General features: G+C 35.3%; 12 protein-coding genes. 11 read left to right on the top strand and 1 reads right to left on the bottom strand.

What is annotated here, in order from left to right; genetic code table 11:
• Nucleotides 1–10 precede the first annotated feature (10 nt).
• From DW721_RS05295 to DW721_RS05285, 3 genes are read left to right on the top strand one after another with little or no spacing between them, the layout of a single operon-like run.
• On the top strand, nucleotides 11–1228 hold the full coding sequence (locus tag DW721_RS05295; RefSeq protein ID WP_118745068.1) for an FtsW/RodA/SpoVE family cell cycle protein: 1218 nt from the start codon (nucleotides 11–13) through the stop codon (nucleotides 1226–1228).
• A gap of 34 nt (nucleotides 1229–1262) precedes the next feature.
• Nucleotides 1263–1670, top strand: coding sequence for a methylglyoxal synthase (gene mgsA / locus DW721_RS05290; RefSeq protein WP_022013453.1), 408 nt, complete (start codon nucleotides 1263–1265; stop codon nucleotides 1668–1670).
• Between the two features lie 48 nt (nucleotides 1671–1718).
• Nucleotides 1719–2726, top strand: a complete 1008-nt coding sequence (locus tag DW721_RS05285; RefSeq protein ID WP_022013452.1) for a serine hydrolase — start codon at nucleotides 1719–1721, stop codon at nucleotides 2724–2726.
• 153 nt (nucleotides 2727–2879) lie between these two features.
• On the opposite strand, the gene DW721_RS05280 is transcribed toward DW721_RS05285, so the two are convergent.
• Nucleotides 2880–3086: a DUF378 domain-containing protein gene (locus tag DW721_RS05280; protein WP_022013451.1), complete on the bottom strand. Its 207-nt coding sequence runs from the start codon at nucleotides 3084–3086 to the stop codon at nucleotides 2880–2882.
• Nucleotides 3087–3289: 203 nt separating this feature from the next.
• Here DW721_RS05280 and DW721_RS05275 point away from each other — a divergent pair, with 203 nt between their 5' ends.
• From DW721_RS05275 to DW721_RS05240, 8 genes are all read left to right on the top strand, one after another.
• Nucleotides 3290–5032 (top strand): M14 family zinc carboxypeptidase, encoded by a 1743-nt coding sequence (locus tag DW721_RS05275; RefSeq protein ID WP_118745067.1) that lies wholly within the window; start codon nucleotides 3290–3292, stop codon nucleotides 5030–5032.
• 85 nt (nucleotides 5033–5117) lie between these two features.
• Nucleotides 5118–5774: an HAD-IA family hydrolase gene (locus DW721_RS05270; protein ID WP_118745066.1), complete on the top strand. Its 657-nt coding sequence runs from the start codon at nucleotides 5118–5120 to the stop codon at nucleotides 5772–5774.
• A gap of 64 nt (nucleotides 5775–5838) precedes the next feature.
• Nucleotides 5839–6708, top strand: coding sequence for a DMT family transporter (locus DW721_RS05265; protein WP_055941845.1), 870 nt, complete (start codon nucleotides 5839–5841; stop codon nucleotides 6706–6708).
• A gap of 2 nt (nucleotides 6709–6710) precedes the next feature.
• On the top strand, nucleotides 6711–7250 hold the full coding sequence (locus DW721_RS05260) for a DUF3877 family protein (protein WP_312032797.1): 540 nt from the start codon (nucleotides 6711–6713) through the stop codon (nucleotides 7248–7250).
• A gap of 89 nt (nucleotides 7251–7339) precedes the next feature.
• A complete protein-coding gene (locus DW721_RS05255; RefSeq protein ID WP_118745065.1) occupies nucleotides 7340–8023 on the top strand; it encodes a response regulator transcription factor in 684 nt (227 codons plus the stop codon).
• A gap of 77 nt (nucleotides 8024–8100) precedes the next feature.
• The gene (locus tag DW721_RS05250; protein WP_118745064.1) at nucleotides 8101–9639 is read left to right on the top strand and encodes a methyl-accepting chemotaxis protein; all 1539 of its coding nucleotides are present in this window, start codon (nucleotides 8101–8103) and stop codon (nucleotides 9637–9639) included.
• 65 nt (nucleotides 9640–9704) lie between these two features.
• Nucleotides 9705–10916 (top strand): [FeFe] hydrogenase H-cluster maturation GTPase HydF, encoded by a 1212-nt coding sequence (hydF, locus tag DW721_RS05245; RefSeq protein WP_118745063.1) that lies wholly within the window; start codon nucleotides 9705–9707, stop codon nucleotides 10914–10916.
• A 158-nt stretch (nucleotides 10917–11074) separates the two neighbouring features.
• The gene (locus tag DW721_RS05240) at nucleotides 11075–13612 is read left to right on the top strand and encodes an EAL domain-containing protein (RefSeq protein WP_118745062.1); all 2538 of its coding nucleotides are present in this window, start codon (nucleotides 11075–11077) and stop codon (nucleotides 13610–13612) included.
• Nucleotides 13613–13648: the final 36 nt, after the last annotated feature.

The following is a 13648-nucleotide window of genomic DNA, read 5'->3' as shown; positions in this document are numbered from 1 at the left end:
ATGAGTTGTAATGATCAACCGAATCAGGCAGTATGATTGGAAGAAGTATAACTTTTCACTATTATGTGTTGTAGTTACACTTTGTATATTGGGAGTATATTGTGTAAGAATGGCAGGAGGAACCGATAAAGGGTATTCTCTTATGAAAGGTCAGGTAGTAGGTCTTATATTTGGATTATTTATCATTGCCATTGTATCTGTGATAGATTATCATTTTATATGCCAGTTTTCTATTGTATATTATATAGTAGGAATACTGCTTACACTTGCTGTTCACACACCTTTAGGAACTGACAATAATACAGGAACATACCGATGGATAAAACTCGGACCTATTTCGTTCCAGCCGACTGAGCTTATGAAGATTATACTTATAATAACGCTTGCAACACTTTTTGCGGCACTTCATTCAAAACTTGATAAGTTTTCCTCAGTCATAAAGATATGTATTGTTGCGATAGTTCCGATATTTGCAATCCTGACACAGCCTGATTTGTCATCAAGTCTTGTCGGTGTATTTATAATGTGTATTATGATATTTATCGGCGGTGTGACATACCGTATCATTGTGCCTGTACTTATAGCAGCCGTACCGGTCAGTATCTTTTTGGGCTGGTATATACAGATACCGCACAATTTTATATTGCACGGTTATCAGTATAACCGAATACAGGCATGGCTTCATCCTGACACTTATCCAAATGCTGACAATCTTAACTGGCAGCAAAATTCGGCAATCAAAGCTATAGCATCCGGACAGCTTTACGGCAAATTTATCCAGGATGGCGGAAAAGGTCTTGAGAGCAGAACTTACAATGGTGTCGGCATCCGTGAAAGTGACTTTATCTGGTCTGTTGTTGGCGAGGAATTCGGCTTCATAGGATGTTGTATCATATTACTATTGTTTGCAATAGTTATTTTTAAATGTTTTATGGTTGCAAAAAAAGCACAGGATTATCTTGGAAAAATGATAGCAGTAGGAGTGGCTGCCATGTTTATGTTTCAGGTATTTGCAAATATCTGTGTTGCAACATTTATATTTCCAAATACGGGACTTCCACTTCCGTTTATCAGTAACGGTTTAAGTTCCATGATTTCATCAATGATAGGTATAGGATTGGTTATGAATATTGGTATTCAGCCTGCCAAATCAAGTAAAGAGGGATTTACTATGAGAAATCTCAATTCATCTGAAAACAGTGATGATGAGATAGGGCTGGATATTTAATTATATATTAGTATAGATAGAAATGAGGGATACGATGAACATTGGATTAATTGCACATGATGCAAAAAAAATACTTATGCAGAATTTCGCTATAGCCTATAGAGGCATTCTCAGTAAACATGACATATATGCGACAGGAACTACGGGGCGTCTTATTGAGGAGGTGACAAATCTCAATATACACAAATATCTTGCCGGACATTTGGGCGGAGAACAGCAGCTTGCATCACAGATAGAGCACAATCAGATAGATATGGTTATATTTTTAAGAGATCCACTCTCTCCTAAATCACATGAGCCGGATGTAAATAATGTTATTCATTTATGTGATACATACAACATTCCGTTTGCTACAAATCTTGCAACGGCAGAACTTCTTATAAAGGCACTTGACAGAGGCGATCTTGAGTGGCGTGAAATATTAAAAAAAGAGGGACTGTAGGCTTGTGTAGAAAAATCGGACAGTCAGAATATATGGAGGACTGATTTCATGACTGAAAAATTTAACAAATGTAAAAAAAACAGCAGAAAGATTGTTACAATACTGCTTGTTTCATTGCTGCTTACAGGCTGTGAGACTGATATATCTGTATTCGATAATTATGAGATTCCATTATCACAGAGCAGTGAACAGGATATATCAGAGGGTACAACTGCGGATAATATAGATAGTGAGTTTCTTTCTGCAGACATATGTGTAGTACCCAAAAAGAAGCAGTCGCAGAAAGATTCTTTTATGACGGCAGGGGCATCGCTTATTTTTGATAATACACACAATAAAATGCTTTATGCAGATAACATTTATACAAAGATGTATCCTGCAAGTACGACAAAGATAGTGACGGCTCTTGTTGCACTAAAATACGGAAACCTAAATGATGAGGTGACGATAAGCTACAATGCTACTCATATAAATGAGTATGGTGCCAAGTTGTGTGGTTTTGCGGAGGGTGACAAGATTACTTTGAAAAAACTTCTCTATTCATTCCTTATATGTTCGGGTAATGATGCTGGTATTGCCATTGCTGAACATATTGCGGGAAGTGTAGACAAGTTTGCGGCAATGATGAATAAAGAAGTAAAGGCTCTTGGGTGTTCAGGTTCAAACTTTGTAAATCCACACGGTCTGCATGATGATAATCATTACACGACACCGTATGATCTTTATCTTGTATTCCATGAACTGCTAAAATATGATGTATTTATGGATATAATAAATCATTCTTCATACAAGGCAGAGTTTAACGGAGCAGATGGAAATAAAAAAACATTATGGTTTACTTCGACAGATAAATACCTTCTTGGAAGTGCTAAGGCTCCTGAGGGGGTGACTGTTATAGGTGGAAAGACCGGAACAACATCTATGGCAGGTTCTAATCTTATCCTTTATTCAAAAAACAGCAATGGAAACAGCTATATTTCTGTTGTTATGCATGCAAGTGATTCATTTAGTCTCTATTCACAGATGAGTCATCTTCTCGAATTGGAAAATCAATAAAATAGTGAAGTCAGCGTTTTTTATTATAGTGTGATATTGCAATGCGGACATTTTGCTATTCAATAAAAAGTCATGTGTCTGATAAATCATCATCATTCACATGACTTTTTGAGTTTACGCTTTATAAAAATACTTTTTTAAATTAATACCAAATTAGTATTCTCCGGCTGAACGGATGCGTCCAAAGTAACTGATGGCATAAAGCCCGCTTATACCTACGGCAGCATAAATTATTCTTGAAAGAATACTCATGTCACCGAATAATACTCTTACGAGATCAAAGCGTAAAAATCCGATAAGTCCCCAGTTGACAGCACCTATAACAACAAGTGTCAATAAAATATAATCTAATGTTTTCACTATATGCCTCCATTCAAAAATTTATTTTATCATTATTATGCTGCGTCTTGGAAAATTTTATTCAAAAAAAATCAAATAATTTAAGGTTGCACAGTTAAGTTTAATAGGTGTATAATACTTAGGCATATTTATATGTAATAAAATTAAGTCAGGTTAAATATGTTTTATTTTGACTAAAAGTAACTGGAAGGAAGGAAATAGTTTTGAAAAAACATAAATCGATAGTATCACTATTGCTTGTTACGGCAATTATATTAGGAAATATTACCGGTACAGTTCCGGTTCATGCCGAAAAAAACATTGGAACAGAGTTTTTCGATAATTGTTTTAAAACAGCAGAGATAACCGAAACTCAGAATAACAATGCGACACCGTCAGCGATTACAACACCGTCAACAGTAGTTGCAACTACCCCTCCGGCAGTTGTGACACCCAAACCAACTAAGAAACCGACACCAAAACCGAAGCCGCATAAAACAAAGGCAAAAAAACAGGTGTTGAAAGTCTGGGCATCACAGAGCGGAAAAGCTCATGCAAGATTGAAATGGAACTCGATAAAGGGTGCTGATAAATATAAGATAAAAATATCAGGCGGCATAAAAAAAACAATAAAATTAAGCAGTAGAAAAAGAAGATACAGTTTTAAAATAAAAGCAGGAAAAGTATATCATGTAAAAGTTACTGCATTAAAAGGGAAAAAAGTGTTAGCTCATTCTAAAAGGGTCACTGTATGCCAGCCGGTAAGAGTATCAAAAATGAGATATACAAGATTGTCAGACAAAAAGGTTTTGATAACCTGGAAAAGAGGAAAACATACAAAACAATTTATTATATATAGAAAAACCGGCAGTGGAAAGTATAATGTTATCGGAAGTTCCAGAAAAAGCAGATATGTCGATAAGAAAATTTCATCCGGCAAAAATTATAAGTATATAGTTAAATCAATAAATGTTGTTTCTAAAGCGAAGTATAGTTCCAATAATAGAGGAACCGCTTTTACTACCCAAAAAATAGTAGCAACTTCACATCAGAAATATACATATAAAGAGATGGCATCGGATATATCACTTCTTAAAAGAACATATTCCAAATATGTAAATGTTAAAAATCTTGGAAAAAGCTGTGATAATCGAAAAATATATGATGTTGTGATAGGAAATCAGAAGTCTGGGAGGTCTCTTATCGTAATAGGAGCAATTCATGCAAGAGAATACATGACTACGCAGCTTTGTATGGCACAAATAGAATTATATCTTCAGAATTATAATGACAAAATCGGAGTGACATCGACGAATGAGGTTTTAAACAGAATAGCAGTTCACTATATTCCTATGGCAAACCCTGACGGTGTTTCAATATCGCAATCAGGTCTGTCAGCCATACAAAACGCATCACTTAAAAATGCTTTAAAAAAGATGCCCGGTGCTGATAAAACAAAATATTGGAAAGCAAATGCCCGTGGTGTCGACCTGAATAAAAACTTTAATTATAATTATATCGCAAAATATGGCGGAAAACGGGGAAGTGAAGGCTATACCGGTGAATCGGTAAACAGTGAACCTGAGACAAAGGCTATAGTGGCTTTTCTTGACAAAATGAAATCTTCCGGTACGCTTAAGGGTCTTATAAACTATCATGCTACCGGTTCGATACTTTTTGGTGATGCAAAGGGAAGTGTTAAACCTGTTGTTACAAAAATGTATGAACTTGCAAAAAAAATAACCGGCTATGCGGATAGTTCCGGGTATGAAGAAAGTGTAAATGAACATTCAAAAAAGAAAAATATTGGTAACCTCAGAGAATATGCGATGTATAAAAAGAACATCCCATGTATAACATTGGAGATAGGTAAAAATGCTTGTCCTTTGTCTGCCGGTGAATTTTATTCAATATGGAAAAAAAATAAGGTACTTGTTTTAAAAGAAGCAAAATTATTTACGAAATAAAAATTGAGTACATATGTACTCTAGCTGAAATAACTCGTTTTGAGGAGATACCGAGAGTGCATTATATACAGAAAAGAGGATTATTATGAGATACAAACTTGCTGTTTTTGATATGGATGGAACTATTTTAAATACTTTAGAGGATCTTGCTGACAGTACAAATTATGCATTAAAGGCAAACGGACTTCCGGAAAGAACGATTGATGAAGTCAGAAGATTTGTCGGGAATGGGATAAGGCTTCTTATAGAGAGGGCTGTTCCGGCAGATTCCGAGCCGGAACTTGTTGATGAAGTTTTTGAAACATTCAAAAAATATTATAAAACACATTGTGCCGTAAAGACAAGACCATATGATGGTATAAAAGAAGTGCTTGTGTCACTCAGAAAAGCAGGCTGTCTGACAGCGGTTGTGTCAAACAAAGCGGATTTCGCCGTTCAGGACTTATGTAAGGACTATTTTGATGGACTTTTTGATTTTGCTGTAGGTGAGAGGGAGAGCATCAAGAAAAAGCCTGCACCTGACAGCGTGTATGAAGTGCTTACAAAATTAAAAACAAAAAAAGAAGATGCAGTTTATATAGGTGACTCAGATGTTGATTTTGCCACATCCGTAAATGCAGGAATGGATGTTATAATGGTAGGCTGGGGATTTAGAGACGAGGAGTTTCTCCGTGAAAAAGGAGCAAAAAGGATTATAAAGCAGCCGTCAGAAATTCTTGATATTATTCTTGGAGAAGACTAATTGAACTGTTACAGCTTATCGGATATTTGATTACACGGATTGCATTTAAGAAAAGAGGGACAGTATGTCAGAAAAAACAAAGGGTATTTTATGTATCATATTTTCAGCATTATCATTTGCGTTTATGAGTCTGTTCATAAAGTTATCGGGAGATATACCGACATTACAGAAATCATTTTTTAGAAATTTTGTAGCAGCACTTGTGGCATTTGCGATGCTAAAGAAAAATCATACTCCTTTGAAATGTAGCAAAGAAAGCTTTAAATATGTATTTGGCAGAGCGTTTTTTGGAACGGTCGGTATATTTTGCAATTTTTATGGTGTTGACCATCTTAATATAGCTGATGCATCAATGCTAAACAAATTATCTCCGTTTTTTGCCATAATCTTTTCATTTTTTATATTGAAAGAAAAGGTTGCAAATTATCAGATAGGCTGTCTGCTCACGGCTATAATCGGTGCAATGTTTATCTTAAAACCGTCAGGCAGTGCGATGTTATCAGTTCCGGCACTTATAGCAATGGTAGGAGGTATGGGTGCAGGTATGGCATATACACTTCTTCGGAAAGCTACAGGCATGGGGGTAAAGGGACCGTTTATAGTATTTTTCTTCTCGGTATTTTCGTGCCTTTGTTCGCTTCCATATTGCATATTTAACTACACGCATATGGAGCCTATACAGTGTTTTTATCTCTTTATGACAGGTGTTGCCGCAACTTTCGGACAATTTTTCATAACGGCGGCATATTCACATGCACCTGCAAAAGAGCTTTCTGTATATGATTATTCAAATGTTATATTTGCCGGAATACTTGGTTTTATCATACTTGGGGAGGTGCCTGATGTTTTCAGTTATATAGGATGTGTACTGATAATAGCACCGGCAGTTATAATGTTTATCGTAGGAAATAAAAGAGAATTAAAGGAGGCATAATCTTGAAAGAAAAATATCTTGATATGAAAGATAATCTGATTGATATTATAAAAGAAGAACAGGCAAAACTCGGATATAGAAAAGAAAGCATAAGATTATATTATCCTCTCGGTTCATTAAAACATCTTCTGAAGGCTGATGCTGATATAGAAAAAATGAGAGAAGTGCTGGATGATTTTTGTGACGAAGTTAAAGAGTTTTTTGGTCAGATAGAAGTTACAAACAATGGAGAGAGATTTTGTTTTAAGGTACCTGATGCGGGAGTAGAATATGTTCATGAAAATATGGCTGAAAACGAGTTTATATGTGGTCTGGTAAAACTTGTGTCAGAACATGGCTGCACGATAGAAAAGATAAGAGAGTATTTCTTGAGTTATAATAATGATATTCATTATGAAAAGACTAAAAATGGTGAATTTGATTATCTGTTATATTTTAACAATGGTATTCCGGATAAATATTATTATTGTTTTACGGTTGAAGAATGTCATGTAATATATCATCGTTTTCTTAAACATGATTATGAAGATTTTGAATTTTAACACTATCAGGGAAGCCAACCCGTTCCATTACATACAGCAGTAAGTAATGGGTGAGGACTCGGATTTTTTGAAAAGGAGAGGGGATTATAATGATTTGGTGCGTTGAAGATGATAACAGCATATGCGATATTGAGATATATACGCTTAAAAGTACCGGTTTTGAAGCGAGAGGGTTTGGGGACGGTGATTCATTTTGGAAAGAGCTTGTAAGTACGGACACGCTTCCTGAACTTGTACTTATGGATATAATGCTTCCGGGTGAAGATGGGATCACACTTCTTAAAAAGATGAGAGAAATGCCAAAGACAGAGGATATTCCAGTCATAATGGCGACTGCAAAGGGCATGGAATTTGACAAAGTTCAGAGCCTTGATACCGGTGCTGATGATTATCTGGTAAAACCATTTGGTATGATGGAGATGGTTTCAAGGATAAAGGCAGTGCTTAGGAGATGTTCTCCAAAGAAGAAAGAGCATATATATTCAAACGGAGATATACATATGAATGTTGACGGACATATAGTCAGTATTGACGGCAGAGTTATCAATCTGACATTTAAAGAATATGAAATGCTCAAGCTTTTTTTGAGCAATCAGGGAATTGTCTATACAAGGGACCAGTTGTTATCGGAAATCTGGGGTGTTGATTATTTTGGAGAGACAAGAACCGTTGATATGCATATAAAAACGCTCAGGCAAAAACTCGGAGAGAGCGGCAAATGTATAAAGACCGTCCGAAATGTGGGATACAGAATGGAAACTTTTATTGAATAATGAATGATAAGTTGTTATAATAAAAAATATGGACATTTTTACAATATTTTTTATAGCAAAAGTTGGAGGGTAAAAGTATGATTATTGAAAAAAATGAACTGGCAGTCCAAAAACAGATTGAGTACATTAAGGATAAAGCAGGGAAGGTTTCGGAGCTTGCAAGAAGCAATAAACTTGCCATGTTTGCTCATCTCAGTATAGCATCTTTGATAATATTGTCATATATAATTGAAATTTTTAAGGGAACACGAACAGTGTCATATGTATTGTTTGTGTTGTTTTTGGGTCTTGTTTCGCCTGTTGCTGAACTGATATTTTATTCTAAAGACAAAGAGTCAAAAATGATACAACATTTTGTCTCATATGGTTATGGAGTGTTTTATACATTTTTGATACTCACGACACAAAATTTATCAGCATATGTCTATGTCATTCCTATGTTAATCATTATAATGGTATATAATGATTACAAGTATTCATTATATGTTAATATATCTGCGATAATCGTAAATATCATTCAGGTTATCGTGTTCGTTTCAAACGGAACATATGATTTAAAAAAAGACAGTGCAAGTATAGAGATACAGATTCTTTTAATGGGTGTCATATGCATTTGTGCAACAATCTCATCAAGGATGCTTGAGTTTAATAATGAATATAAAATGGCACAGATAAAAGAACAAAATGAAAAAACACAGAATATGTTCAATACTACGATGGATGTATCAGGGCAGATGGCATCTGACATTGAAGATGCAAGCAGACATATTGAAGAACTTGACAATGCCATCGAAAATACAAAAGAAGCAATGGAACAGGTAAGTTCAGGTTCAAATGATACAGCTACTGCAGTTCAAAAACAGCTTACAATGACTGAAAATATCCAAAGCAAGATAAATGATGTAACATCAGGTACTGATGAGATTGCGTCGAGCCTTAAGGAAACACAGAAAGCTATCAATCTTGGAAATGAAAATATAAATGCACTTGTAGAGAAAGTTGATGCATCAGTAAATTCCGGAAAACAGGTTTCAGAAGAACTTGAAAGCCTTAATGAAGATATGGATAAGATGAATTCGGTCGTTGATATTATCAATAATATCACCTCGCAGACGAGCCTGCTTGCACTTAATGCAAGTATTGAGGCGGCAAGAGCAGGAGAAGCCGGAAAAGGATTTGCCGTTGTAGCTTCCGAAATATCTAAGATGGCAAATGAGACACAGGATGCGACCGTAAAGATAACAGACATGATACAGGATGTTACAGGTGCTTTAAACAGGGTGGTTGAAGTTACCGGACAAATGATAGAAATGATAGAGGGGCAGAATATTGCCACCGAAAAAACGGCTGCAAGTTTTAAGACTATTTCCGATAATACGGATAATATATTTGAAAATTCAAAATCACTTGCCGATTATGTTAATGAACTTGCCGGTGCAAATAAGGAGATAGTTGACAGTATATCGACAATCTCAGCAATCTCAGAGGAAGTAGCAGCACATTCGGGTGATACATTAAGCGTAAGTGAGCACAATATAGAGATAGTATCTGAAGTTGTTGCCATAACAGAACATCTTAAAGAGCTTACAACAAAATTAAACATTACAAATGATTAACAGCAGACAAAAAATGTAAACACAATATAATCTATGTATTTATTTATATCAAGGAGGGCATCGAGATGAGTCAGACAGCAGGGTTAAACGCCGTTCCGTCAGGAGAGAGAGTACATATAGGTTTTTTTGGTATGAGAAATGCGGGTAAATCAAGTCTTGTTAATGCATTTACCGGTCAGCAGCTTGCGATAGTTTCAGACAAGAAAGGCACAACAACCGATCCGGTTTATAAAGCTATGGAACTTTTACCGATGGGACCGGTTATGATTGTTGATACACCCGGATTTGATGATGAGGGCGAACTTGGCGAACTAAGAGTAAAAAAGACAAAGCAGGTTGTAAATAAGGTCGATGTTGCAATACTTGTGGTTGATGCAGCAAAAGGATTATCGGACTGTGACAGACAGCTTGTGGAAATGTTTTCAAAAAAAGAAGTTCCGTATCTTATAGTATATAATAAATCGGATATTGTTCAGGATATTCCAACAAATGACAATACAGTAAGTGTAAGTGCACTAAAAGGTATCGGCATGAGAGAACTTAAAGAGCGTGTTTCAACTATGCTTAAGACCGAAGATACCAAACTGAAAATAGTTGGTGACATTATCGAACCGTCAGACTTTGTGGTTCTGGTAGTGCCTATCGACTCTGCTGCTCCAAAGGGCAGACTTATACTGCCGCAGCAGCAGACTATAAGAGATATACTTGAAGCCGGGGCAACATCAATAGTCTGTAGGGAAAGCGAACTTAGTGAAACACTTGCAGGGATTTCAAAAAAGCCATCGCTTGTGATAACAGACAGTCAGGTTTTTGAAAAAGTATCGGCTGATACCCCTGAGGATATAAAGCTGACATCATTTTCTATTCTTATGGCAAGATATAAGGGTTTCTTAGAAACAGCCGTAGAGGGGGTTCATGCCATTGATAAACTTAAAGATGGTGACAAAATACTTATATCTGAGGGTTGTACCCATCACAGACAATGTGACGATATAGGCACGGTAAAGATACCACGCTGGCTGAAAAAATATACAGGAAAGGAACTGATTATCGAAACTTCTTCGGGTAGGGATTTTCCTGAAAATCTTAAAGATTATGCTCTGATAATACATTGTGGCGGATGTATGTTAAATGAAAGAGAAGTAAGATACCGAATGAAATGTGCCGTAGACAGTAAAGTGCCTTTTACAAATTACGGCATCACTATAGCTTATATGCAGGGCATATTAAAAAGGAGTCTTGAGATATTTCCAAAACTTCTTAAAGATTTTAAATAATAAAGATAATAAGCAGATCATTTAAATATGGTCTGCTTATCTTGCATATACAGATTTCTAAAAGGTGAAAATAAATATTGTAAGTGTGTTAAAATCAAAGTATAATATAAATTAAGCAGGTTTATGTACGCTAATGTAATTGTGAGGTAGGATGAAATATGAATGATAGGATAGTTATTCTGATAATAGATGATATAGAGGTAAACAGAGTAATATTAAAAGGAATATTTGAAAATGATTATGATGTTATAGAGGCTGAAAATGGTGCCCAGGCATTAGAGATACTGGATAATGGCATTAAGGTAGATGTCATCCTTTTAGATATAATAATGCCGGTTATGGATGGTATAGATTTTTTGAAAAACATAAAATCTGATAAGAGATATTGTGATATTCCGATTGTTGTAAATACACAGGCGGGTGAACAGGAAAATGAATATAAAGCACTTGTATTAGGTGCAGATGACTTTATAGCAAAACCTTATGAGCCTAAAATCGTCAAAAGAAGAATTACAAACATAATAGAGAAAAATATATATCAAAAGAAAAATATGAAAGAGGTTCTTGAAGATACAAAACATCAGATGTCGAACCTTATAGATACAGTGCCGGGTGGTATAGGTATAATCGAAGTTTCACCACAAAGCGTTAGGCTGAAAATGTCTTATTTTAATGATGGACTTTCAAGTATGCTCGGATATATGAAGAGTGAACTTCAAACTCTTATAAATCATGATATAAATGATGTTATTTATGCTAAGGATGAAGAAGTTTTAAGAGAAATCATGTGCAAGGATGAGGATGAGATAATACATTGCAAGATGCGTCTTATAAACAAAAACAAAAACATATTGTGGACAGGCGTATCAGCTAAGATGCTTGCAAAACATGAGGATTGTAAAACATTCCATGTTGTATTTATGGATCTGACCGAAGAGATGAAAGCAGAGACAAAAATGAAAAATACCATGATGGAATTAAAATACAGAGTAGAAAGAGATACACTTACGGGATTAAACAACCGTGACAGTTTTTGCACATCTGTTGAAAAAATTTTGCAAAACGACAAAGAGAATACATATGTTATCGGTATGATAAATATCGACAGATTTAAGATCGTGAATGAACTGTTTGGTGGGAAAAATGGCGACATGATACTTAAAAACATTGCTTCCACATTAAAAAAGATAACAAAGAAACATGGTACCTGTGCGAGACTTGAGGCAGATCATTTTGCGATATGCACTACAAAAGAATACTTAGATGAAAATATAAATGATTTTGAACGGTTTCTGCTTGGAAAAGCTTCATGGAACAGCCTTAATTATCCTATATTTCTTCATGCCGGATTTTGTATTGCCGATGACATGGATACACCGGTTGAACTTCTATGCGACAGGGCATCAATGGCGATGCAGGAAGTTAAGGGGAATTACATAACTCGTTGGAATTATTACAATGACAGCCTTAAAAAATCAATGCTTGTAGAGCAGGAACTTATAAATGAGATGGATTCAGCTCTTGAAAATAAAGAGTTTGTCGTTTATTATCAGCCTATAGTTGATGTAAAGACAAAGAAAACGATAAGTGCAGAGGCACTTGTGAGGTGGCAGCACCCTAAAAAGGGAATGATTTCACCGGGTATCTTTATACCTGCATTTGAAAAAAACGGATTTATAACAAAACTTGATATGTATGTCTGTGAAGAAGTGTGCAGACATCAAAGAAAAGAAAAAGACAATAATAATCATGTTGTGCCGGTTTCAGTAAATCTGTCAAGAATAAATTTCTACAATGAAAATCTTTATAAAGAGGTTTTAGGTCTGCTTGCGAAGTATGAACTTACCTCAGACGATATAAAGCTTGAGATTACAGAGAGTGCTTATGAGGACAATCCTCAAGATCTCATTATGGCGATACATACATTACAGAAGTATGGATTCAAAGTGCTTATGGATGATTTTGGAAGCGGATATTCGTCATTAAATATGTTAAAAGACTGCTGCTTTGATATATTAAAAATAGATATGAAATTTATGGATGATCTTGAACAGTCAGAGAGAGCAAGCAATATTATATATACTATCATTCAGATGGCTAAAAATCTTGAGATAGAGACGGTAGTTGAAGGTGTCGAGAACGAAAAACAATACGAAATGCTAAAAAGTATGGGTTGTGACAATATACAGGGTTATTATTTTTCAAAGCCGATTTCTGAAGAGTCATTTGTGAGAAGACTTGAGAAAGAATCCGAGATGGATTTTGACGATGATTATTATGAGGACAAAGATACAATCCTTATAATTGATGATTCTGAAAAAAACAGATCCTTACTCACCGGAGTACTCAGTGACAAATACAATGTCATTGAAGCAGATGAGGGCGAAGATGGTTTGCATATATTAAAGAAAAACTTTTCGGAGGTTAGTCTTGTTATATGTAGTACAGATATGTCACAAATGTCAGGAATTGAAATACTTGATCAGATAAAAGAAACATCTTTTCTCAAAAAAATGCCTGTTGTCATGATGACTGCATATGGTGATTTTGATAATGAGACAAAAGTGATAGAGCTTGGTGCCAGTGAAGTTGTAAATCTGCCTGTGAATGTAACTTTATTAAAAAAGCGTATAGAAAACATTATAAATATCTCAAATGCAAATAAATATCTTCATGCGGCATTTATAGGCAGCTAATTCATGTTAATCATTTCAGACAATAAATTTTTTATA

Source organism: Clostridium sp. AM27-31LB, assembly GCF_003480745.1.
GTDB lineage: Bacteria > Bacillota > Clostridia > Lachnospirales > Lachnospiraceae > Butyribacter > Butyribacter intestini.
Note: the sequence above shows the minus strand (reverse complement) of the source record. Positions and strands in the feature narration are given on the sequence as shown.